The following is a 23,670-nucleotide window of genomic DNA, read 5'->3' as shown; positions in this document are numbered from 1 at the left end:
ATGGGGGCAAAGATGGGACAGTTTAAGCCTCGTAATCTCGGCCGACCTTCATCAGAACAACTCGCCAGTCTAAAAGATTTGATGCCCCTGCCGCCGCCTTACGCCAATTCAAGTGCAGCACCTGCGCCGGGTTCTATTAAAGAAGCCTGGAAAGACAAATACTGTGCCAGCCTGGATGGAGCCATCGCTAACGACAGGCTGACCAGGCCTAAAACAGAAGATGAGAAGAGGGATCTGCTTGGAAAATTTTTAAGCGGCCTGGATAAACTTTTTTCCAGGGATACCAACTCAGGTTATCTTCTGCCGTTTACTCTCTCTTTTGAGTACTGCACAAAATGCACTACTTGCTCAGAAGCCTGTCATGTCTTCCTGGGCAGTGGAAGGGAAGAAATCTACAGGCCCATTTTCCGCTCTGAGGCGCTACGCCAGCTTTACTACAAGTACAAGAAGGGCGGCAGCCTGCTAGCGCAATTTCTGGGCGGTGGCTGCGACATTGATGCGGAAACTGTTCTGCGCCTGGGAGAACTGGCTTACCGTTGCAATTTATGCCGCCGCTGTGCACAGTATTGCCCGATGGGCCTTGACAATGGGCTGCTGGCAAGGGAAATCAGGGTGATTTTCAGCCAGGAGATGGGCATAGCCCCGACCCTTCTCCATGAAAAAGGAAGCGTCCTTCAACTGAAGACAGGCTCCAGCACGGGCCTGAACAGTGCCGCATTTTTTGACCTGATTGAATTTATGGAAGAGGATATCTTAGAGCGGACCGGCAAACGGTACAGGATACCGGTTGATAAAAAAGGAGCGGACATTCTACTTATTCACAATGCCGGTGAGTACCTGTCCTGGCCTGACGGCCCCGCAGCTTTTGCCATTCTCTTTGAAGAAGCCGGCCTGAACTGGACGCTCCACAGCGGGTTGGCGGGCTACGACTGCACCAACTACGGGATCTGGTATGATGACGTCCAGTCTCGCAAGGTAGCCGTAGCCCAGAGAAAAGCAGCCAAAGAACTTGGTGTAAGAAGAATTGTGATTGGCGAGTGTGGTCATGCCAGCAGGGCGTCGCTCCTAATCTCAGACCGGATGCTGGCGGGAGAGGACAATATACCAAGGGAAAGCTGTTTTCCGATTCTCAGGGATATTGTCCAAAAGGGTAGCATTAAGTTTGACCCTGCCCGCAACAATTTCCCGGTTACCCTACATGACCCCTGCAACCTTGTTAAATCAATGGGCATCGTTAAGCCCCAGCGCGATATCGTTAAAGCACTTTGCCCGCAGTTTAGAGAAATGACGCCTCACGGGGTTGAAAATTACTGCTGCGGCGGAGGCGGTGGCTTTGCCGTGATGAGAAGTATGAACTTTCCGGAATGGCGCTATAGGGTAGCCAGCAGGATGAAGTTCAAGCAAATCCTTGAGGCTTTCCAGGATAAAGTTCAAGAACCCTTGACCCCCAAGTACGTTTGCACTCCCTGCTCCAACTGCAAGGGGGCTATACGGGATCTATTGGATTACTACCAGGCTTCCACCAAATATAATATTCGGTATGGCGGTCTGGTAGAGTTGATCGTAAACGCCATGTCCATGTTTAAAAAGCCATACCTGGATTTTGAAGAAATGGAGTTATTTTGAACCGGACAAGCCGAAGTACCTTTTTGAATATCTTACCACCACCTTATCCGAGATTACCCTGAATAAAAAATGATGTCGCGACGATATAAAGTGCAAGGTAAATTTTCTGCCAGGTCAGGCCTATGCCGGCTTATGATCTTATACATCATAAAAGAGGCTCAGCAAAGCCACTGGAATACTCCCGGATGGAATCAACAACCTGCCGGCCTTCTTCGCCTGCTAACCGGTACGGCTGCCAATCGCTGATGCGCACGGGGATAATGGCCGGAATTTTTTCCCGGCCCCTGATGATCAACTGGAAAACAACGGTATCGTGCTGGCGGCGGCTATTGCCGCCAAAAATGAAATTGCCCAGAGAATATGCTATGACACCGCCTTTGTACCTTTCCATACCCTGCAGGACATGCGGATGGTGGCCTATGACCAGATCGGCCCCGGCGTCTATGGCCCTGTGCGCCAAATCAACCTGGTAATCATCAGGATAGTTGGACCTTTCCGTACCCCAATGGAAGTTTACCACCACCACGTCCGCCTTTTGCTTCAGGGCTGCTACACCTTCCTCCACATTCCCTTCGTTGAAATAGAAACCAAGGAAGCCGATGCGCTTGCCCTTGACCTCGATAATTGCAGGCTCAGCGGCTGCATCTATACTTTCCCCCGCGCCAACGTGCTCGATCCCGGCTGCGTCCAGATAGGCAATGGTATCCTGCAAGCCGACCGCCCCGTAGTCCCAAACATGATTATTGGCCAGGTTGACGATATCGATACCACCGTTTAAAAGAGCCTGCGTGTATTTGGGCGGCATGCGGAAATTAAACTGTTTTGGCGCCTTATAACCCCTGTCGGTAACCGCATTCTCCAGGTTGACCATGGTGACGTCGGCCTCCCCGAACCAACCGGCGTCAGCAAACGCGTAAGTCAAATCGTCCCCCGCCGCGTCTTCGAAGCTCCAAGCCAGCGTCGTGTCCCCGGCAAAGTTCAGCGCCAGGTCATTGCCTCTGTCGGCGGGATATTCAATATCTACGGCGCCGTTGTTATAGATTACGCCAGCTCCGAAAGATTCGCAAATAAAGCGTAAAGGGACATAAAGCTTGCCGTTTAAAATCTGCGGCGGGACATCGAGACAAAACACCTTACCAGCTGACCAGACCGCTCGCGAGCCGGCTGTGAGTTCAAAAGAAGTACCTGCCTTGGACAGCAACAGTGTCTCACCATTTACGGCATAGCTTAAGTCAAGGGGCCTACTGATTTGTTCCAGCGGAACGAGCATACGGCCATCCACCTCGACTGTATCAAGAGCAAGAAAAGGCCGGCTGCTTACTTCAAGGTTGCTGATTGAGGAACTTGATGAATCTATTGGGAATACTATAGACAGCATTATCAATAAAAAAATTATTATCAAAAGTAACAACAGTACTCTTTTAAAATAAAGAAGCATCCCACCACCCCTTTAAGTGGATTATAATCCATTATATGGCTTCATGGGAATAATATGATCTTCAGAAAATTGCTTTGGAGTTATTGAAATGGATGTCCTTTATGATGACGCCTGGGAACAAAGCAACCTGCACGCAAAAGGAGATGGGCAATCCCATCTCCTTCGCTTTAGCTCCTTTAGCAACTGCAATGGCTTTCATGAAACAACATCAAAAATTTCTGTTATCGCACCTGGTCAATCACCCGACGGTAAAATTCCCGCCAGTCACCGGAGAGGTGGCTGAGGTCCGGCTGGTCGGGTTGCTCCGGCTGTACGGAACTAACGGTGGTATTTTTGGTCACGGCGCTGATGTTTTTCACAGCCTGTGGCTTTTTCTTTTTTTTCTCTTTCTTCTTGCGTCCCACTTGCATCGCCTCCTTGCAACCGGCGCTGCCGCGTCTTAGGCGCCGACCCATTCCTTGCGGAGGGAGAAAAGCTCCCGCAACTCACTGGTGGAGATCTCCGTTACCCAGGCTTCACCGGCGCCGATGATTTGTTCATTCAAGCTCGACTTACGCTCCAGCACTTCGTCGATACGTTCTTCCATCGTGCCCAGACTTATAAATTTATGGACCATGACGTGCCGGTTCTGGCCGATCCGGTGCGAGCGGTCGGTGGCCTGGTTCTCCACGGCAGGGTTCCACCAGCGGTCAAAATGAAAGACATGGTTGGCGGCGGTGAGGTTCAAGCCAAGACCGCCCGCTTTGAGTGACAGTATAAAAATATTGTAATTGTGTGAGCCTGTATCCTGGAAACGGGCTACCATTTCGTCCCGCTCCTTCCTGGGAGTACCGCCATGCAGGTAGTAGGACCCTTCTCCCAGCTCTTTTAATATAACTTCCTGTAGCAATTGCCCCATCCTGATAAACTGCGTAAAAATGAGGCAGCGGTCGCCCTGCTGGCGCAACTCCGCGATCATTTCCAGAAGACGCTCCACTTTTTTGGAACCTGCATTGATGTTTTCAAGCGGACCTTCTTTTAGAAAAAGCGCCGGGTGATCACAGATCTGTTTCAGCTTCATCAGCGTGGACAGGATTAAACCCCGCCGGGCCATGCCGTCTGATTTCTCCAGTTTATTAAACAGGTCTTCCAATACGCTTTCGTAAAGAGACGCCTGTTCAACGGTCAAGGGAATATATTCTTTTTGTTCCTGCTTTTCCGGCAGGTCCAGCTCGATAGCCGGGTCATTTTTCACCCTTCTCAGCAGGAACGGGCGGATCAACTTTTGCACCCGGCCGATGTCTGCCGCGTCCCCTTTTTTCTCAATAGCGCTTATGAAGCTGCGGTTAAACTCCTTACTGCTGCCGAGGTAGCCAGGGTTGATAAAGTCAAATAGCGACCACAGCTCAGTCAGGCGGTTTTCCATGGGAGTGCCGGTCATGGCGATGCGATGGCGTCCTTTAAATTTGCGTACCGCGGCGGCCTGTTTGGTGTAGGCGTTTTTAATATTTTGGGCCTCGTCCAGGCAAATGCAGTCCCATTCCACCGCAGCCAAATCTTCTTCGTCTATGTGGGCCAGATTATAGGAAGTAATCACCAGGCCGGCGCCTTCAATGGAGGATAGGAAATCAGGACCTTTTGCCCGCTGCGGGCCATAGTGAAGCTGTACCTTAAGTGAAGGCGCAAAACGGGCCAACTCCTTCTGCCAGTTGCCCAGGACTGAGGTCGGACAAATCAAAAGTGACGGGCAAGGAGGATTTTCGTTTTCTTGGACTTTTAACAAATAGGCAATCCATTGGATTGTTTTCCCGAGGCCCATATCGTCGGCCAGGCAGCCGCCCAGGCCGAAGCGGCGCAAGAATAACAGCCAGGAGGCGCCTGCCAGCTGGTATCTTCTAAGCGAGCCGTGAAAAGAAGCTATCGTCTCAAGTATGGGAATCTGGTCCAGGTTGTTCAGTTGTTCCACCATCCGGGCGAGCTGTCCGCTTAGCTCCACCTCCACCTGCAGAGCTTCTGCCGGGCCGGGCTCCGGTTCCAAAGAAGTTTCGTCAACCGGGGTAAGCAGGCGCATATGCAGGATTTCACCCAGCGAAATACCGTCCTTTTTACGAAGGTATTGCTGGATTTTCTTCACAAAAGCAGGGTCGAGCTGGATCCACTTGCCCTGGATCCGCACCAGACGCCGTTTTTTTGCAACCAGCTTCCTGAACTCTTCTTCCGGCAGTTCCAGGCCGCCGACAGCCAGATTCCAGTCAAATTGCACAATCTGGCTGACACCCAGGAGGCTTTCTTTCGATGAGCCCACCGAGGAGCGGGTCCTGATTTTAAGCGACGGCACAAGCTTTTGTACTTCTTGCCACCATTTGGGCAAAAAGACGGTGTGGCCGGCCTGCGCCAGCTGGATACTGCCGGTATTGAGAAATTCCCAGGCATCAACCTCATTAAGTTCCCGGCGCAGTCCTGCTGATCCTTCCCCGCGGTTATCCTGCAGCCACGGCAGGATGTCGATCCATTTCTGAATATCGCGTTCGACACGGTCGCTATGCTCCTGCCAATCCGGCCGCATGGCGCCAGGTTCCCAGACTGCCAGGCTGCCGCGGTCCTCTTTGTCCTGTAAAATAATATTAAGCAGCCAGGCGGTGTCTTCTCCGTCCGGTTCCGCAAGTTCCAGGCAAGTCCGAAAAGGGGTGTGGTCCTGTTGCCAGCCGGCGGCTTCCAGCCACGTTTCTTCATCACCGGTTAAAGGCTGACTTCTATCCTGAGCGGAAATCAGTACCGGATATGACGACAGAATTTTTTCCCAGGTCCGGCCGATTTCCGGTTTTTCTTCGATCAGATTATTGATAATCAGGTCGGCCCATTCATCAATAAAGGGCACTATGACCGGCAAGTCGCCGCAACCGGAGGCGCGCTCCCAGTCCATGCGCCACCCCCGCTTGCCTTCCCGCCACTTGTCGAAATCCGGCTTCCAGCAGCCGGCGGCCAGGGCTTTTCTGAACCGCGGCGCTGCTTCCATCAACGCTCTGGTTTCGTCGCTCCAACGCCAGTCCAGCTCTCCGGACCAGGTCCGGGTGGTGAAGAAGTCCAGCGAAGTCAGGGGAGAAAGGTAAAGCGCCTCCCTGCCCCGGTGGCTGCCGGTATCGATAAAGGTCCCGTAATATGAAGCTTTGTGCCTGGCAAAAAGCAGGTACTTCAATTCATGAAAAACGGTTGTATGGTCGGCTCCCGCTGCCCAGATCATGAAACCTTTACCGGGCAGCCATTCCGAAAAAACGCTGATGCAGTTATCCGTCATGAAGAAATCAGCTTTCCTTTCCGCAACTCTTCCTGCAGCGCCCTCATCCGCGGGTAACGCGCAGCCAGGCTGTAAATGAAGGTATTCCATTCCTTGATGGCTTTGCTCTTGTTATAGAGCGCGCGCAATTTTTTGAGCACTCTGACCGACGCCTGATAAGATTTTCTGGTTTTCCCTTCTATCAGCATGGCCGACCACTGGTGATAAAGGGGTATCAGGGCGGCCGGGTCCTTTGCTTCAATGAGCCGCAATACATCCTTGTCGATATTATCCCAGGTGTATCCCCGGTAGCTCATGTGTAATTCAACCCATTCCCTGAACAGGTCCTCCTCCAGAAGATATTGGGCATAGCAGTCCAGGCTGCGGGGCAGCCAGGAGCGAATAAGCTTGATAAATTCCTGCCCGAATTTACTGTTTTCAACCGCTTGAAGGCAGTACTCGCAGATATCCTCCAATACAACAGCATTTGCTCCCTTTATATCGGGAGCCAGCCAGTTGACCCAAGCCAGGAGTTTTTCCCATTCCCTCGCCCCGGCAAAATACTCCAGGTAAAAGAGCAGGTCATCTATGCGCTTGTCTCTAAGCTGCCGCAGCACGGACAGGGCGTCCTCTTCCCTGTTGGCCGCCAATCTCAGGCTGGCCAGCCCGAGGACCGCGTAATAATAGCTTTGCTGGTTCGGCTCATGCCCAGCTAAGAATTCTTCCAGGTAACGTGTCTCTTTTTCCAGACAATCATTATACGAAGTGACACACAACAGGCGGTAGACCATTAACCAGCTAAAAAGAGGGGTTTTCACCACAAAAAGACGTTCGCGGGCAACTTGTATAGCCTTCTGAAAAAACGTCTGAAACAACGGTTTATTTTTTTCCTGTTGCTTATTGGACAGAATGGCGGCAAAGGCCCGCATAAAATCATCCCATATTTCTTCCATTTGATAATGGTCCACGTATGCCGGTTGGACATCCTTTATTTGTTTTTCCAGCATGTCCATAAAAAACAGGTCGCTGTGAAACCGGTATAAGTCCCTGTTTAAGGAAGGCCAGCTTTGGCTGTAAACGTTCACCACGTCCATAAACTCGTCATATAACCTGGCGCTAATATACAGTTCACTGGCAAAAAAATCCGAATACGATAGAGATGGCCTCTTCCTGGATTCCCTGATCCTGCCGTAGGTGTTCTCAAAATACTCATACCAAAGCTCAACAGGTCCTTCCTTGTCAGGAGTACTCTGAACCGCCTGATTTTTTAGGTTTAGGTTGGTGTTTTTAGGGGGGGCTTTCTTGCTTGCCGAAAAATTCATCTTTGGTGAATTTTCAAATTCCATCACCCTGGGGCCGTAGTAATGAATAAAGACTGCGGCAATATGTTCACAAAGACGTTTTTTTGCGCAAGTGCAGGTGCTTTGAGAAAAATTATCAATGTGTACCGTCACAGTATACATTTTATCGTCATCAACAGTCGAGTAAATCCTTGGCCCAAATATTTTGACCCATTTGATCCGGTCATGACCGTAGAGGGCTTTCCCCTTCTCATATACATCCCGGGCCATACAGCGGGTTGCCTCGTCAGCCATGATCGACAATTTCTCGCTGGAAATCCGATCCTTATACATAACTAAAGACACCTTTACCATTTATGCTTTATTAATACTATCCTTTTAGTTTACCATAAACCGCTAAATCAAAGCTAAGTAGTTTTTTAAAATCACTTATCAACTGCCATCTTTTCTGCTTGTCTTGCCAGATTAAGACAGTTGTCCATAACCCCGCACCCCTGTCAACCCTTTGTCAATAAAAAAGCCGGCGGGTGATTTCCGCCGGCGGTTTATTGGGCCAGGAGTAAACGGTCGGTATTTAAAGCTTTGCCGCTGGCCTGCTCGAACATCTTGAGCAGGTCGGGGATCTCCAAACGAGCCCTTTCCGGACCGCTGATATCGAGAATGATCCTGCCTTCGTGCATCATGATCGTACGTGTGCCTACGGTCAGCGCCTGTTCCATATTGTGCGTCACCATGAGGGTTGTCAAGTTTCCATCAGCGATAATCCTGGTGGTCAGGTCCAGCACCACCGCTGCCGTTTTTGGATCGAGCGCAGCGGTGTGCTCGTCAAGAAGCAGGAGCTTTGGTCTGGCGATGGTTGCCATCAGTACCGTCAACGCCTGACGCTGTCCCCCGGAAAGAAGGCCGACCTTGGAAGTCAGCCTGTTTTCCAGACCCAGGCCAAGCGGCTCAAGGCGCTCGCGGAACAGTTCACGCTTATTTTTTGCAGTTCCCCGCCGCAGGCGCAGCGGCTTACCGCGCTGCAGGGCCATTACCAGGTTTTCCTCAATGGTCATGGTTGCCGCCGTACCCAGATTGGGGTCCTGAAAAACGCGCCCGATATAAGCGGCCCGGACATGCTCGGGCTTTCGGCCGACCTCTTGTCCTTCAATCAGCATTTGCCCCTCGTCGATCTGAAAAACACCGGCTATGGCGTTCAGCAGTGTGGTCTTGCCGGCCCCGTTGCTGCCGATCACCGCAACGACCTCACCGGGCGCAAGATGCAGGGAAAGGTCCCGCAGGGCGGTTTTTTCATTGATATCACCGGGGTGAAAGACCTTGGTGATGTTTTTTATTTCAAGCACTCTGACCACTCCTTTCCCGGGATAACGGAATTTTGCGGAAACGCGCCCGGAAAACGGGGAAGGCCAGGGCGACTGTCACTATAGCCGCCGTGAGGAGTTTTAAATCCGTCGCCGGCATGCCCAATTGCAGGACTCCGGCAATGACGGCGCGGTAGATGATTGAGCCGACCAGGGCTGCCACAAGCGCCCGGAAGATCGTCGGAGTGCGGACCAGGACTTCTCCGATGATGACCGAGGCCAGGCCGACGACGATCATCCCGATGCCCATGCCGACATCGGCAAAGCTCTGGTATTGTCCCACCAGACTCCCGGATACGGCAACAAGGGCGTTGCTCAAGGAAAGCCCGATGAGTTTGGTGGTGTTGGTATTAACACCAAGGCTGCGGATCATCTGGGGATTATCGCCGGTCGCCCGTACCCCCAGACCAACTTCTGTTTGCAGGAAAAAGTAGAGGCCAATGACCACAAGCAGAGAGACGGCGCCGCCCAGCGCAAGGGCTGAGGCGCTTAGGCCGGTGAAACCGCTGACGGAGGTAAAAATGGTGTCCACGCGCAGCAGCGACAGGTTTGCCGTACCCATTATGCGCAAGTTAACAGAGTATAAAGCTATCATGGCAAGAATACCTGAAAGCAGGGGGTCGATTTTCAGTTGCGTGTGGAGCAGTCCTGTAACCAGCCCCGCTGCGGCGCCGGCCAGGACAGCGGCCATGGTCGCAAGCCACGGGTCGCAGCCGCCAAGAATCAGGCGCGCAGCTACCGCGGCTCCCAGGGTAAAGGAGCCGTCTACCGTGAGGTCAGGAAAGTTCAGGATCCGGAAGGTCAGGTAGACCCCCAGGATCATGGAGCCCCAGAGTAATCCTTGCTCCAGGGCGCCCATCCAAATGTGCAACGACAATATTATCACCTTTGCTGTTTAAAAAGTTGCTTTTGCTACTCGACCAGCGTGGCCTTTGCTTTTAGCTCTTCAGGCAGCGTCACGCCCATGCGCGCGGCAGCTGCGGGATTCAGCGTCAGGGTCAGTTCCTTCTGGCTCTCAATGGCCATTTCCTGCGGCTTCTCACCTTTCAGGATACGCAAGGCCATCTCACCGGTCTGGCGTCCAAGCTTATAGTAGTCGATACCGTAAGTGCCGATGGCGCCACTCTTGACCGAGTTTTCCTCAGCGGCAAAGACAGGCAGCTTGCTGCTTTCACCCACCTTGACAACGCTGGAGATGGCCGCCACAACCATGTTGTCGGTTGGGACGTAGACGGCGTCACAACGGCCGACCAGGGACTGGGCGCCCTGCATCACTTCATTGCTGGCAGTAATCGGAGCTTCCACGATCTCCAACCCCAGTTCGGGGGCTATATCCTTGCAAGCCTTTGCCTGCACCTGGGAATTAATCTCGCTGGAGTTATAAATGATGCCTACTTTTTTTACTGAGGGGACGATATCCTTGATAAGCTGCAACTGTTCTTTAATCGGGTTCATGTCCGTGGTGCCCGTTATATTGGTATCCGGCTTGTCCATGCTCTTGATGAGCTTTGCCTCTACCGGGTCGGTCACAGCAGTTATCAGAATAGGAATCTCACTCGTCTTGTCGGCCATGACCTGGGCGGAAGGGGTAGCGATAGCCAGGATCAGGCTCTTCTTGTCCTGGGCTAACTTGTTGGCAATGGTCTGCAGGTTGTCTTGCTGCCCCTGCGCATTCTGGTAGTCAACAGCAAGCTTATCGCCATCCTTGTAGCCGTTTTCCGCAAATACGTCCAGGAAACCTTTGCGGGCGGCGTCTAAAGCCGGATGCTCCACAATTTGAATAATACCCAACTCAACCTTTTGAGACTGCTGTTGTCCGGACGATGACTGTTCCTTGCTGCCGCATCCGGCGGCGCCCAGAACCAGAAGTACCGCCAACACTGTAAAAATTACTCTTTTCACTTATAGTCTCCTCCCCGTTTTAATACCGGCGCCACTTACCCCGCCGCCCAACAGGCCGCATGGAAGATGTTAGTTAATTGACGCCTATCATTCTAATCCTATATAACGAATATACCTATGTCAACTGACAATTTGAACAAAATCCGCCCAACACAGCTGCCGGCAAATTCATTCGCCATGCAGTTCCATAATACAATACATATATGGATTAACAAAAACGCCGGCTTTGGCGGGGATATGATAAGGAAGTAATCTCAAATAAACATTGGATAGTCGTCAAACGGTATTGTAAATAAGCTGGAAACAGCAACTACAAACGCATTGGAGCTAAAACAAATGTAAGAGATTATTTATTCACAAGTTGGAGACTACCTGCTGCCTGATTTGGCGTTACCCGAAACTGAACACTACAATCGGTAAATACGGTATCGGGATGCTGCTATTAAATGGGTTATTGCAGGACGCAGGATATAAAGACTCTGTGAAGAAAATAGGATAGATGGCGGTGTGCGATTCGGCCGGTCATGGGCTATCCCAAAGGATGCAAAAAGGCCTATCGATGGCAGATTGAGAAAAACAGAAAAAAAGTTTTGCCTTAAGATAATTTTAAGGATTTGATAAGTGAAAACAGCAAAATGAATGACGGTTTTTTGATACTGATCATGGTATTTTGTTGCTGCTTAAGGGGTTGATTGGATTATAATGGGAAAAATTCTGGTGGTAGATGATGAACAGTCTATTGCAGACTTAATTGAAGTATATCTAAAAAGCGAAAACTACAATGTACTTAAGTTTTATAATGGACATGACGCCTTGCAATGTATTGAGAAGGAGAACATAGATTTAGCGATATTGGATGTCATGCTTCCCGATGTAAACGGCTTTTCAATCTGCCAGCAAATCAGAGAAAAGCATAATTTCCCTATTATTATGCTAACCGCCAAGGATGAAGAAATTGACAAGATTACCGGCCTTACGTTAGGTGCGGATGATTACATTACAAAACCTTTTCGGCCTCTTGAAATGGTTGCGCGGGTGAAGGCGCAATTGCGGAGGTTTACAAAATACAATCCGGCTGAACCGAGCCAGGAGGAAAATTCCATCGTATTTTCCGGCTTGGTATTAAATAAGGACAAGCATGAATGCATACTGAATGAAAAACCGCTTTCCCTTACTCCCACAGAGTTTTCTATTTTGTGGGTCCTGGCGTCCAATCGGGGGCGTGTTGTCAGCTCGGAAGAATTGTTCCACGAGGTATGGGGCGACAAGTATTTTGCCAACTGCAATAATACCGTAATGGTGCATATTCGGCATCTAAGGGGGAAAATGCTCGACAGCGCGGAACGGCCGCAATACATCAAAACGGTATGGGGGGTCGGCTATAAAATTGAAGGATAAACAGTTTCGTTCCGAATTTATGAAAAAGACGATCTTTCGGTGCGCAAGAACGGAAATCCTGGCATCGGTACTGTATGCGGCTATCATTGTTACCGCTTACTATATAGGTTACAGCATCACTTGGCAGCCCTCGCCCCTATATTATTTTTTAAATATACTTTTGGATTATGCCACCCTCTTAATCCCGCTGGTTTGGTTTGTCATGGTCCTGATCATCATTTATATTTATTGGAGCAGGACAGTCGGTTATATTGAGGATATCGCCGTAGCGAGCACGGCTCTGGTGCGGCCGGATGATATAGACATCAAGCTTCCGGCAGAGCTTCGGGAAATTGAAGACAGCATGAATCAGATCAAAAAGACTGCCCTCAAAAACGAGCGTGAGGCAAGGGAAGCGGAGCAGCGCAAAAATGATCTGGTCGTAAATCTTGCACATGATATCCGGACGCCGCTCTCCTCCGTCATCGGGTATTTGAGCCTGCTGGATGAAGCGCCCGATATGCCGGCCGAGCAACGAGCGAAATACACCGGCATTACGCTGGAAAAAGCATATCGTCTGGAGCAGCTGATCAATGAATTTTTTGAAATCACACGGTTTAATCTAAGCTCTATCGTGCTGAACAAGGGGAAAATCAACCTGTCCTTTATGCTGCGGCAAATGGCGGATGAATTCTATCCGATGCTGTCGCCGCAAAACAAGCAGGCCATTGTCCAAGCGCCGGATGAGTTGGTTTTATGGGGGGACGCAGATAAACTCTCGCGTGTGTTTAATAATATTCTGAAAAACGCGATGGCATATAGCTATGACGGCAGTACCATTGACATCACAGCTTCCGTGCAGGCGAAAGACGTCATAATAAAATTTGCAAACAAGGGCGATCCCATTCCGCCACAGAAATTAGAAACCATCTTTGAAAGGTTTTTTCGACTGGATGCCTCACGTTCTTCACAAACAGGGGGCGCTGGGCTTGGCCTGGCAATCGCCAAAGAGATTGTTACCGCCCACGGCGGTACGATTACAGCCCAAAGCGACGTGAGCAAGACAACGTTTACCGTTGTTCTCCCAACCGGAGATTTGGAGTTGAGCAAAAGCAAACAGCTATCTTAGGGAAATCATAAGTTCTTCATAAGTCTTTCTTAAGGTTTTGATCAGCCAAAATTCCAATATTGCCTGTCCGACTTCGGTAAGATGAAATTACCGAATCAGGGCAGGCTTTTTGTATTTTTGAAAGATCAGACCAAAGGAGTGATTTTTGTGAAACAAAAAACAGTAGCCGTTTTGTTTGGCGGCCATTCCACCGAATACGAGGTTTCCTTGCAATCGGCTTGTTCGGTAATCGAAAACCTTCACCCTGAAAAGTATCATGTCATTCTGCTGGGCATTACCCGTCAAGGAGAATGGATGAAATATGGTGGCGGCATCCGGCAAATTCAAAACGACACCTGGCGGCAACATGATTCCTGCGTACCGGCTGTCATTTCACCGGATCGCAATACACATGGCATGCTTGTGTTGGATGGCGGCAAGGCGACGGCGATTCCCATTGACGTGGCGTTTCCTGTTCTGCACGGTAAAAACGGCGAAGACGGCACGGTCCAGGGCTTGCTTGCAATGGCAGGCATCCCTTGTGTTGGATGCGGGACGCTTAGTTCGGCTCTGTGCATGGATAAAGATATTGCTCACAGGCTGGCACACTTGGCGGGGATAAAAACCCCCAACTCCATTGTCCTGCCTTCTCAAATCCCGGCTAAGAGGTTATCAGAACAGACCGCTCATTTGCAATACCCGTTATTCGTTAAGCCGGCCAATGCCGGATCATCCTTCGGGATCACCAAGATTTACAATGCGGGTGATTTATCAGGTGCGGTTGAAGCGGCTTTCCGGCATGACTATAAGGTTATCATTGAGGAGGCCATTGCAGGTTTTGAAGTCGGCTGCGCTGTGCTCGGCAACGAAACACTTACGATTGGCGAAGTCGATGAAATTGAATTGTCCCAAGGCTTCTTTGACTACACGGAAAAATATACGCTGAAAACCTCTAAAATCCATATGCCCGCCCGCATTGACGCAGATACGGCAAATCGTATCAAGCAAACGGCAGCAACCATTTATCAGACGCTAAACTGTTCAGGTTTTGCACGGGTGGATCTGTTTCTGACCCCTGAAAATGAAATCGTCTTTAACGAAGTGAATACCATTCCCGGCTTTACCTCCCATAGCCGCTACCCCAATATGCTAAAAGGTATCGGGATGACCTTTGAGCAGATTGTAGATGAGTTGATCAGGCTGGCGATGCAGTCATGAGAACGCTCCGATTTGGGAGGACGGACATTGCCAAAGGAAATTTGATCCTTGTCAATCCATTGCATCCCTTTAGGGGCGATATGCCAAAGGATTGCCTTGTATCCGTGCGCCCCCATACTACGCATATTCTTTTGGAAAGGCAAGCCGCAAAAATGCTGGCGGAGGTCACGGCCTTTTTAGGCTGCGAGCATCAGATTGTTCCGGTCAGCGGCTATCGAACCATGCGGGAACAGCAGACAATCTATGCGGATTCTCTGCATGAACACGGGGAGGATTTCACCCGAAAATATGTTGCCATTCCCGGGTGCAGCGAACACCAGACGGGCCTTGCGATTGATCTGGCCGAGAACAAGGATGATATTGATGTTATTCGCCCTGATTTTCCATACACCGGCATCTGCGGGCGTTTTCGGGAGTTCTCGATCCAATATGGATTTACCGAACGCTATCCGGCCGGGCGTGAGCAGATTACACACATTGCCCATGAACCGTGGCATTTCCGCTATGTAGGGTATCCCCATTCACAAATGATGAAAGAAAGAGCGTTGACGCTGGAAGAATATACGGACTATCTGAAACAATACCCCTACCGGGGCGCTCACCTGCGTTTCAAGCGCAATAGACGTGATTTTGAGATTTTCTATGTTCCTGTCCAGCGTGATCATGAAGCGATTATAGAAATTTCCGATGGAGTTCCTTATCAGGTTTCAGGCAACAACGAGGACGGCATTGTGGTGACCTTATGGAGGGATCGCTGATGACGATACCTCAAAGAAAAGAATACGCCGGCATTGACTATTTCAGGGTGATAGCAGCCTTCCTTGTAGTTGCGATTCATACATCGCCCCTGGCGGGATTAAATGAAACAGCCGATTTTGTTTTAACCAGGGTTCTTGCCCGTGTTGCGGTTCCTTTCTTCTTTATGGTTTCAGGGTTTTTCCTGTTTTCAAAAACGGAAGCAGAAAAGCTGAATTTCTATGGATTGGCGGTGCTTTTGAAAAAGACTGCTTTCCTATACGGCATCGCCATCCTGCTCTATCTGCCGCTGAATATCTATGCGGGAACACTGGGAGAATGGAGGTGCTTGCCCAATCTCCTGAAAGACATTGTTTTTGACGGTACGTTTTATCATTTGTGGTATCTTCCGGCAGCCATCTTTGGCGCCTGCATTACTTGGCTATTGCTGAAAAGGCTGCCATCCAGACAGGCATTTATCATCAGCCTGATTTTGTATATCGTTGGGCTATTCGGTGACAGCTATTACGGTATTTCTGAAAAAATTCCGTTTCTAAAAGCAGTTTACCAGAACTTGTTTTGGTTTTCCGACTACACGCGAAACGGCTTGTTTTTCGCCCCTGTTTTCTTCATGCTGGGTGCGCTGCTTGCAAGACAGACGAAAAGGATACCTCTGAAAACCTGCTTAATTGGACTTGCGGTGTCCTTTGTGTTCATGCTCACAGAAGGACTGCTGCTGCACAGTCTTAAGCTTCCAAAGCACGACAGCATGTATTTGATGCTTTTGCCCTGCATGTTTTTTCTGTTTCAGAGCCTGCATTTTTGGAAAGGGAAAAACCTTAAATATCTGCGTAACCTATCCATGCTTATTTATCTGATTCATCCGGCGGTTATCGTGGTAGTTCGTGGTTTTGCGAAAGCGACAGGGCTGCAAGGGCTACTGATAGATAACAGTGTCATTCATTATCTGGCCGTTGCGTCAGGCTCCTTTGCCGCTGCCATCGTGCTTGTCATGATTTTGAATAGGAAACGTACCCATAAGTCCAATTCTAGGCAACGGCATCAGGATCGGGTATGGGCCGAGATCCATATGCTCAACCTGCGCCATAACGTACAGGTCCTGCGGGATGCGCTTCCTGTCGGATGCGAAATCATGGCTGTTATAAAAGCAAACGCATATGGGCATGGAGCTGCCGAAATATCGGCTTATCTGAATCGCATCGGTGTTGATTCCGTTGCCGTTGCCACGATTGATGAAGCTATCCATCTGCGCAGGAAAGGAACGAAAGGGGAAATCCTTATCTTAGGCTATACATCTGAAGCAAGAACCTCCGAGCTTTTTCGCTACCGCTTATCGCAAACCGTAGTGGATGCGGAGCACGCGCGGGAGTTGAATCGTTTCGGCAAACCGATACAGATTCACATTAAGGTGGATACAGGTATGAACAGGCTGGGAGAAAATTATCGGCATGTATCTGAAATAGCTTCTATCTTTGACTGTGAAAATCTTAAGGTTAGGGGGATTTTTTCCCATATGTGTGTGTCGGATAGCACGGAAACCGGCAATGTTGCTTTTACCAAAGCACAAATTCAGCATTTCTATGAGCTTCTGCACAGGTTAAAGGCAAAACACATTCAGCTTCCCAAAATCCACATACAAAGCAGTTACGGGGTTTTGAATTATCCTGAACTACAATGCAGCTATGCCCGAATCGGGATTGCGCTTTACGGCGTTTTAAGCACATTTGATGCACAGACCAAATGCTCATTGGATTTAAGGCCCGTTTTAGCCTTGAAATCGAAGGTTGTCCTGGCCAGAACGATTGAATCGGGAGAGAGTGTTGGCTATGGCCGGGAGTTTGTCGCGGAGCAAGAAACGAAAGTTGCTGTCATTTCCACTGGCTATGCAGATGGTTTCCCGCGCAGCCTTTCCACGGGGAAAGGCCATGTTTTAATTCATGGGTGCCGTGCGCCGATTATTGGCCGAATCTGTATGGACCAGCTTATGGCCGATGTTACCGGGCTTCCTGATATAAAGAGGGGTGATGTTGTCACGCTGATTGGTAAGGATGGCTCCGAAGAAATTACAGCAGAGCAGGTGGCGGTAAACGCTGGGACGATCACCAATGAGCTGCTTAGCAGATTGAGTAATCGTTTAGAAAGGGTATTCCTTGATCTGTAAAAACCATATAGGCAGCCTGGGCATCCTGAACATCCACGAACCAACTGATGAAATGTTGCGCAAAAACAGAGAACCGGCGTAGCCCTCTGGCTGCACCGTTCCCTGTTAACAATACTTCCTTATGAACGCCGGCTTTCGCCGGCATTTGTTAGTTCATTGACTAAGTATTATCCGGCGGCTGACCGCCGGTCACGAAAAATTACAGGTCCGGTTTAATCAACAGGGTTTTTAACGCTGTCATCAATAACGGGGGCTTTAAATGGTTCGCCCAGACCGCTGATGTTAAACTGCCCGTTCATGTCATACTTAATCCTTATTTCCTCCGGAGCTTGCTCTCCGCTTTGGTCGGTGCCAGGGTCTGTGTCAGGTTCCGGGTTCTCCATAGTCAGATCCATCTTGGCATTGAAATTGATGATGTCGCTAATCAGCGTTTCCTTGTTGATCAAAATTGTGTAGAAGTAATCAAGACTGGCGTTTTCCATTATCTTTTGCAACTCCTGCTGCATATCGGCCGGATTTTCCTGTGCCGCCCCGCTGGCCGCAGCCTGCATGGCCTGTTGGAACATTTCCTGGAAATTCTCCATGAACTTATCAATATCCAGAGAAGCATTCAACACATAGTAGTCTTTGCCGTCCACTGTCGTGTCGTTGCCGTAGTTCACCAGCATCCCCATTTCCTTCATCTGCGCGACAGCCTTAAGAGGATTGGACTGGATATCCTGCTGCTGTTTCCAAAATTCCGGGGAGAAAGGCAGCTCCATGGCCTGCCATTCCTGACCGGGCATTTTCATGTACATTTTTTCTTCATCCATGTACATTTCCACAGCCATCTCAGGGATTTGGCCGGCTTCGTCGGCATTGACCTTTTGCGTTATATAGACTTGCAGGGGATCGTTCTGAATCTGACCGGTTAACGACATGCCCAGATTTTTAGGGGCGTCTTCCATGAGCTTCCCGTCGGCCATAATCTCCATGTCTATGTCGAAGGAACCGTCCATAGAATAGGTGTTAACGGCCTGACAGGCGGCATTGGACTTGGCCAGGAGATCGAACGGGGTCATGCCGTCCCTGGTCTCTTCCCTGGTCAGTGACACCAGCAATTTCTCCGCGTCCCAGCCTACTTCAAAACCAAAAGCGCTGCTGACCGCGCGGAGCGGGACATAAACAACATTGTTGGTTTTAACCGCCGCACGCGGCAGCGCTACGGGTTGGTCTCCGAGTACGGCTTCATCTTTGCCGCTGGTCAGAGTTAGGGCCTTCCCGTTTTCGGTAATGGTGAAGACCTCCCCGTTTTCGCTGAAATCGGCGCCGGATAAACGGGCAAAAGCGCCGGCGGAAATCATTGTTACATCGTTGTCGAGGTAAAGGGCGGGAGAAGGTACCGTGCCGCCGTTAACCTGCAGTTGGACCTCCCCGGCGGCAAAAGCAGGGACAGCCAGGACCACGGTTATCAACGCCACCATAACAACAAAAAACAAACTCTTTCTCAAGGTATCATCCTCCTTAACTATTTACAAAATTTCAGCCTACTAAATAATAACACACCTACCGGCAAAAAAGTGACGTATATAATTAAATTAAATGATTATATATTATTTTTACATCAGACCAATTGAAAATTATCTTCTATAAATTTTTGTTGGTTCATTGACTGCGTTTTATCCGGCGGCTGACCGCCGGTCACGAAAAATTACAGGTCCGGTTTACTCAACAGGGTTTTTCACGCTGTCATCAATAACGGGGGCTTTAAATGGTTCGCCCAGACCGCTGATGGTAAACTGACCGTTCATGTCATACCGAATCCTTATTTCCTCAGGAGCCTGCTCTCCGCTTTGGTCGGTGCCAGGGTTGGTGTCAGGGTCCGGGTTCTCCATGGTCAGATCCATCTTGGCATCGAAATTGATGATGTCGCTAATCAGCGTTTCCTTGTCGATCAAAATTGTGTAGAAGTAATCAAGGTTGGCGTTTTCCATTACCTTTTGCAACTCCTGCTGCATATCGGCCGGATTTTCCTGTGCCGCCCCGCTGGACGCAGCCTGCATGGCCTGTTGGAACATTTCCTGGAAATTCTCCATGAACTTATCAACATCCAGAGAAGCATTCAACACATAGTAGTCTTTGCCGTCCACTGTCGTGTCGTTGCCGTAGTTCACCAGCATCCCCATTTCCTTCATCTGCGCGACAGCCTTAAGCGGATCGGACTGGATATCCTGCTGCTGTTTCCAAAATTCCGGGGAGAAAGGCAGATCCATGGCCTGCCATTCCTGACCGGGCATTTTCATGTACATTTTTTCTTCATCCATGTACATTTCCACAGCCATCTCAGGGATTTGGCCGGCTTCGTCGGCATTGACCTTTTGCGTTATATAGATTTGCAGGGGATCGCTCTGAATCTGACCGGTTAACGACATGCCCAGATTTTTAGGGGCGTCTTCCATGACCTTCCCGTCGGCCATAATCTCCATGTCTATGTCGAAGGAACCGTCCATAGAATAGGTGTTAACGGCCTGACAGGCGGCATTGGACTTGGCCAGGAGCTCAAGCGGGGTCATGCCGTCCCTGGTCTCCTCCCTGGTCAGTGACACCAGCAATTTCTCTGCGTCCCAGCCTACTTCAAAACCAAAAGCGCTGCTGACCGCACGGAGCGGGACATAAACAACATTGTTGGTTTTAACCGCCGCACGAGGCAGCGCTACGGGTTGGTCTCCGAGCACGGCTTCATCTTTGCCGCTGGTCAGGGCTAGGGCCTTCCCGTTTTCGGTAATGGTGAAGACTTCCCCGTTTTCGCTGAAATCGGCGCCGGATAAACGGGCAAAAGTGTCGGCAGAAATCATTGTTACATCGTTGTCAAGGTAAAGGTCAGGCGAAGGTACCGTGTCGCCGTTAACCTGCAGTTGTACCTCCCCGGCGGCAAAAGCAGGGACAGCCAGGACCATGGTTATCAACGTCACCATAACAACAAAAAACAAACTCTTTCTCAAGGTATCATCCTCCTTAACTATTTACAAAATTTCAGCCTACTAAATAATAACACACCTACCGGCAAAAAAGTGACGTATATAATTAAATTAAATGATTATATATTATTTTTACATCAGACCAATTGAAAATTATCTTCTATAAATTAATGAGAACAACTGGATAAATTTGTTCAGTCTTTTTCCCTTTTTCAAAATTCTTTATAGATATGGGAATCGCTTCTTATCAAAAGGGAGCGGCTTACGGTAGCCGCTCCCCCGGGTTTACACCTTTCAATTCATCCTGTTGATAATGCTCCTCGTATCCTAGTCGTCCTCACCGGGTTTTTTCATTTTCGACATTATCACGGGTACCAGTTCGGCCAGCTTTTCCATAGTGCCCTTCTGCGCGAGGGAATAGATCTTTACATCATCGCCCTGCATTATAATCAGAGCAGTCGGCGACAGTTTGGCGCCGGCTCCGCCGCCGCTGCCCTTGCCGGTGCCCCGGCTCGGTTCGCTGCCTTCCCCGTCGCCCAGGCCGAAGCCAAAACTGGCCATGAGGATGGGAATAATGGTGGTGTTTCCATGAATAATCGGTTCACCTATGATCGTCTTGGTTGAAACCATGTTGTTCAGGCTGGAAAGAATAGCTTCGACATTCTCCTTAAACATGCTGCGCTGCCTCCTTTTTAAACTTCATCTTGTTTTTAATGACGGACAACCATATTCTTCTGACCGGCTTCTGCCAAAGCAAGGTTAAACATATGCCCAGCAGTTCCGCAGGGATAACCCTGCTCCGCAAGGCGCCTCTTAATTCAAAAACAGCTTCCGTAAAAACAGGCTGCATCTTGAGCTTGATCCTGTCCCCGTTGATCAGAGCCACCAGTCCGGCTAATAAGCCGGTAAGGGCGGGATCGTCTGCACCGTACCGGCCGGACAGCTTCATATCCAACCTGAAAGCCCTGACCAGACGGCGCAAAAAAGCTATACCCGCCTTAAACAGTTCTCCGTCGCTCAATAATTCAATTGTTTTACGCAAGTTAAAATCATTCTTCTTTTTGACCGTTTTTTGTTTTCCAGGGTGCGGTAAGCTTTTTTCCTTCTTCCCTCCCCGCCATAGCGTCAGCCCGCCTATGCTCAGTGTAGTATTAAAAGAACCTTCCCGTACTGCGAAGCCTATCGCCGCCAGTCCGCCGGCCCACTTAAGCCTGGCCTCAATATATTTAATGTCCCCCCATTCACCCCGGCCTGTAAAGTCAAAAGGCATGATCAGCAGGAGGACTAACATGCCTGCAGCTGCTGTCATAATTACCAGGATCGGAGTCAAGGCTTATCCCCCTTGGTCAAATTTCTCCGGGCAAACTGCCAGAGACTTTTGCTAAAAGAAATGGCGCCTGGTTTGCGCATTTTCGGATTGACAGTCTGGTTCAACCAGGGAATCAGACCTGCGCCGGGCAAAAAACTGGCCCCTAATAAAAACGGCTGCCAGGCCATCTCCAGCGTATCCCAAATGCCGGCGCTGTCTTTTTGTTCTCCTGCCCGGCCGCGGATGGTTGAAGTTATTACCTGTTGGCGCAGGTAAGGCAGTTCGGGAGGAGGCGCAACTGTCTCCGTTTCCGCCAATTCCAGCCAGATGAGCTTCAAGCGGGCCAGTTCCCGGCGGCAGGAACGGCAGGAGTTAAAATGCTTTTGCATTTCCTGCCTGGCAAAGTCATCCAGTTCATTATCCATATATGCTTGCAAGTTTTCCAGGTTGCAGTTCATTTTATCCCTCCCAGCCGTATTGCTCCGCCATACCCTGCCGCAAACGCCGGCGGGCCCGAAATAAGTACGTTTTAACTGAACCTTCAGGCAGCCTGGTTACCTCAGCAATATCCCGGTAACTCATTCCCTCCTGGTGGCGAAGGACCAGGACCAGACGGTACAAGGCCGGCAGCCGTTCAACCATCTCCCAAAGGAGACGGCGGGTGTCCCGCCATTCCACCTCCCGGGCCGGGTCCTCAATTGCCGGCTGTACGTCAGCCAGGGTCAAGCCTTCATCAAGCGGTTGTTCGAGGGATACACCGGCAGGCACCCGCCGGTTTAAAAAGTTGTAACATGCGTTTACAGTTACCTGGCGCAACCACGGTTTAAAGGCCCGGTTAATTTGAAAGCCGTTCAGACCGTTGATCACTTTTATGAAAGTTTCTTGTGTTAAGTCCAGGGCGTCTTCCCGGTTTCCGGTCAGACGGTAGCATAAGCTGTAGATATAGCCCTCATACCGGGCCAGCAACTGGCGGTAACCCTCTTCCCGTCCTTCCCGGCACAAGCTGATTACCTGGTGATCATCCATATCCAAGGGAGCGCCCCCCTTCCAACCGCTACTATCCAATACACGGGAAAAATTAAAAAGTTTCAGGATACGGATCTTTCTCGAAAAAATTTTTTTCTCTTCAAGGCACAAATTAGCAGTTCTTGGATTATATTTACATTGTTTTTGACATCATTTATGATGTTATAGAGAGGTGATAGCTGTTGAGCTGGAGGCAAAAACTAATTGATAAGCCGATAAAAGATAAAAATCTGAATTATTACCTCAATCTTTCCTATCCTTTTACCGTAAGACCTGATCTCGATGATAGCGGTTTTATTGTTGAATATCCCGACCTTCGTTATTGTGTTGGCACAGGTGATACAATAGAGGAAGCTATTAATGATTCCATTATTGCCAAAAGTGAATGGATTAAAGCAGCTTTTGAGAACCGCTTATCTATACCGGAACCATCAAGCAGTGAAGATATAATGGACGTATTTCTCGAAGGATTCCAACAAGCCTGCACAGAAAAATAGTTGAGACTGCCAAATAAGAAGGTGTTAGCGCCAATCAATTTCTATCTCAATTGATCAGTATAGGTATGGTTGACACTCCGCACGGCTGAAGCCGTGGGATTCTTGGGTGATTAAACCGAAGTGCATTTCTGCTATCGGAGTATGACCCCAAGTTCAGGCTGTGCCATCAGCCCATCCTAGTCCAGTGCATATAGCAGACCAGGCTGACAGACTGTTACCATCTGCCACAGTTGCAGAAATGATATTAATCGCTCCTAACCTGTCGCGATGTGTTTTATATCCACAACCGCATCTGTATTTTCTATCAATAGCTTTATTGAGTTCTCCACATACAGGGCATTTCTGGCTGGTATGTTTTGGGTTAACGTACTCAACCTTAA

Annotated in this window: 22 protein-coding genes and 1 pseudogene; 8 read left to right on the top strand and 15 right to left on the bottom strand. The window is 49.6% G+C overall.

What is annotated here, in order from left to right:
* The first annotated feature begins 12 nt into the window (after positions 1 to 12).
* Positions 13 to 1,626, top strand: a complete 1,614-nt coding sequence (locus Psfp_RS08085; RefSeq protein ID WP_134218036.1) for a (Fe-S)-binding protein — start codon at positions 13 to 15, stop codon at positions 1,624 to 1,626.
* 145 nt (positions 1,627 to 1,771) lie between these two features.
* Here Psfp_RS08085 and Psfp_RS08080 read toward each other — a convergent pair whose 3' ends face one another.
* The 8 genes from Psfp_RS08080 to Psfp_RS08050 form a co-directional block, all read right to left on the bottom strand.
* Positions 1,772 to 2,896, bottom strand: a complete 1,125-nt coding sequence (locus tag Psfp_RS08080; protein WP_192895324.1) for a CapA family protein — start codon at positions 2,894 to 2,896, stop codon at positions 1,772 to 1,774.
* A 229-nt stretch (positions 2,897 to 3,125) separates the two neighbouring features.
* The gene (locus Psfp_RS21565; RefSeq protein WP_192895323.1) at positions 3,126 to 3,263 is read right to left on the bottom strand and encodes a hypothetical protein; all 138 of its coding nucleotides are present in this window, start codon (positions 3,261 to 3,263) and stop codon (positions 3,126 to 3,128) included.
* 22 nt (positions 3,264 to 3,285) lie between these two features.
* Positions 3,286 to 3,468: a hypothetical protein gene (locus tag Psfp_RS08075; RefSeq protein ID WP_134218034.1), complete on the bottom strand. Its 183-nt coding sequence runs from the start codon at positions 3,466 to 3,468 to the stop codon at positions 3,286 to 3,288.
* Between the two features lie 35 nt (positions 3,469 to 3,503).
* Entirely contained in the window at positions 3,504 to 6,338 is a 2,835-nt protein-coding gene (locus tag Psfp_RS08070; protein WP_134218033.1) for a DEAD/DEAH box helicase, read from the bottom strand.
* Positions 6,335 to 7,951 carry an SWIM zinc finger family protein gene (locus tag Psfp_RS08065; protein ID WP_192895322.1) on the bottom strand — a complete coding sequence of 539 codons (1,617 nt, stop codon included), beginning with the start codon at positions 7,949 to 7,951 and terminating at the stop codon, positions 6,335 to 6,337. Before Psfp_RS08065 ends, Psfp_RS08070 begins: the two co-directional genes overlap by 4 nt.
* A 212-nt stretch (positions 7,952 to 8,163) precedes the next feature.
* The gene (locus Psfp_RS08060) at positions 8,164 to 8,961 is read right to left on the bottom strand and encodes an ATP-binding cassette domain-containing protein (protein ID WP_134218031.1); all 798 of its coding nucleotides are present in this window, start codon (positions 8,959 to 8,961) and stop codon (positions 8,164 to 8,166) included.
* On the bottom strand, positions 8,954 to 9,856 hold the full coding sequence (locus Psfp_RS08055) for an ABC transporter permease (protein WP_192895321.1): 903 nt from the start codon (positions 9,854 to 9,856) through the stop codon (positions 8,954 to 8,956). Before Psfp_RS08055 ends, Psfp_RS08060 begins: the two co-directional genes overlap by 8 nt.
* Before the next feature lie 35 nt (positions 9,857 to 9,891).
* Positions 9,892 to 10,881 (bottom strand): ABC transporter substrate-binding protein, encoded by a 990-nt coding sequence (locus Psfp_RS08050; RefSeq protein ID WP_134218030.1) that lies wholly within the window; start codon positions 10,879 to 10,881, stop codon positions 9,892 to 9,894.
* Between the two features lie 420 nt (positions 10,882 to 11,301).
* Here Psfp_RS08050 and Psfp_RS22180 point away from each other — a divergent pair.
* The 6 genes and pseudogenes from Psfp_RS22180 (at position 11,302) to vanT (ending at position 17,501) form a co-directional block, all read left to right on the top strand.
* Positions 11,302 to 11,499: pseudogene (locus Psfp_RS22180) on the top strand (DNA-binding protein).
* A gap of 81 nt (positions 11,500 to 11,580) precedes the next feature.
* Positions 11,581 to 12,279 (top strand): VanR-ABDEGLN family response regulator transcription factor, encoded by a 699-nt coding sequence (vanR, locus tag Psfp_RS08040; protein ID WP_134218029.1) that lies wholly within the window; start codon positions 11,581 to 11,583, stop codon positions 12,277 to 12,279.
* Positions 12,269 to 13,387, top strand: a complete 1,119-nt coding sequence (locus Psfp_RS08035) for a HAMP domain-containing sensor histidine kinase (protein ID WP_243120534.1) — start codon at positions 12,269 to 12,271, stop codon at positions 13,385 to 13,387. The genes vanR and Psfp_RS08035 overlap by 11 nt, the downstream gene beginning before the upstream one ends.
* Positions 13,388 to 13,534: 147 nt before the next feature.
* Positions 13,535 to 14,584 (top strand): D-alanine--D-serine ligase VanG, encoded by a 1,050-nt coding sequence (gene vanG, locus Psfp_RS08030; RefSeq protein WP_134218028.1) that lies wholly within the window; start codon positions 13,535 to 13,537, stop codon positions 14,582 to 14,584.
* A 131-nt stretch (positions 14,585 to 14,715) separates the two neighbouring features.
* Positions 14,716 to 15,342 (top strand): M15 family metallopeptidase, encoded by a 627-nt coding sequence (locus tag Psfp_RS08025; protein ID WP_243120533.1) that lies wholly within the window; start codon positions 14,716 to 14,718, stop codon positions 15,340 to 15,342.
* A gap of 5 nt (positions 15,343 to 15,347) precedes the next feature.
* A complete protein-coding gene (gene vanT / locus Psfp_RS08020; protein WP_134218080.1) occupies positions 15,348 to 17,501 on the top strand; it encodes a serine racemase VanT catalytic subunit in 2,154 nt (717 codons plus the stop codon).
* A gap of 212 nt (positions 17,502 to 17,713) precedes the next feature.
* On the opposite strand, the gene Psfp_RS08015 is transcribed toward vanT, so the two are convergent.
* The 6 genes from Psfp_RS08015 to Psfp_RS07990 all read right to left on the bottom strand — a co-directional run bounded on the left by Psfp_RS08015 (position 17,714) and on the right by Psfp_RS07990 (position 22,793).
* Positions 17,714 to 18,991, bottom strand: a complete 1,278-nt coding sequence (locus tag Psfp_RS08015; RefSeq protein WP_134218026.1) for a copper amine oxidase N-terminal domain-containing protein — start codon at positions 18,989 to 18,991, stop codon at positions 17,714 to 17,716.
* Positions 18,992 to 19,204: 213 nt separating this feature from the next.
* Complete coding sequence (locus Psfp_RS08010) at positions 19,205 to 20,482, bottom strand: copper amine oxidase N-terminal domain-containing protein (RefSeq protein ID WP_134218025.1); 1,278 nt, start codon at positions 20,480 to 20,482, stop codon at positions 19,205 to 19,207.
* A gap of 303 nt (positions 20,483 to 20,785) precedes the next feature.
* Complete coding sequence (locus Psfp_RS08005; protein ID WP_134218024.1) at positions 20,786 to 21,133, bottom strand: spore germination protein GerW family protein; 348 nt, start codon at positions 21,131 to 21,133, stop codon at positions 20,786 to 20,788.
* Entirely contained in the window at positions 21,126 to 21,788 is a 663-nt protein-coding gene (locus tag Psfp_RS08000; protein ID WP_134218023.1) for a DUF2953 domain-containing protein, read from the bottom strand. Before Psfp_RS08000 ends, Psfp_RS08005 begins: the two co-directional genes overlap by 8 nt.
* Positions 21,785 to 22,225, bottom strand: a complete 441-nt coding sequence (locus Psfp_RS07995) for a zf-HC2 domain-containing protein (protein WP_134218022.1) — start codon at positions 22,223 to 22,225, stop codon at positions 21,785 to 21,787. The genes Psfp_RS08000 and Psfp_RS07995 overlap by 4 nt, the downstream gene beginning before the upstream one ends.
* Before the next feature lies 1 nt (position 22,226).
* The gene (locus tag Psfp_RS07990; protein ID WP_134218079.1) at positions 22,227 to 22,793 is read right to left on the bottom strand and encodes a sigma-70 family RNA polymerase sigma factor; all 567 of its coding nucleotides are present in this window, start codon (positions 22,791 to 22,793) and stop codon (positions 22,227 to 22,229) included.
* A gap of 182 nt (positions 22,794 to 22,975) precedes the next feature.
* Here Psfp_RS07990 and Psfp_RS07985 point away from each other — a divergent pair, with 182 nt between their 5' ends.
* Positions 22,976 to 23,290, top strand: a complete 315-nt coding sequence (locus Psfp_RS07985; RefSeq protein ID WP_192895320.1) for a type II toxin-antitoxin system HicB family antitoxin — start codon at positions 22,976 to 22,978, stop codon at positions 23,288 to 23,290.
* A gap of 153 nt (positions 23,291 to 23,443) precedes the next feature.
* Here Psfp_RS07985 and Psfp_RS07980 read toward each other — a convergent pair.
* Positions 23,444 to 23,670 (bottom strand): zinc ribbon domain-containing protein (locus Psfp_RS07980; protein ID WP_153189509.1); only part of this gene is annotated, 227 nt, incomplete at its 5' end.

Origin of the sequence: Pelotomaculum sp. FP, from assembly GCF_004369245.1 — a bacterium.
GTDB lineage: Bacteria > Bacillota > Desulfotomaculia > Desulfotomaculales > Pelotomaculaceae > Pelotomaculum_C > Pelotomaculum_C schinkii.
Note: the sequence above shows the minus strand (reverse complement) of the source record. Positions and strands in the feature narration are given on the sequence as shown.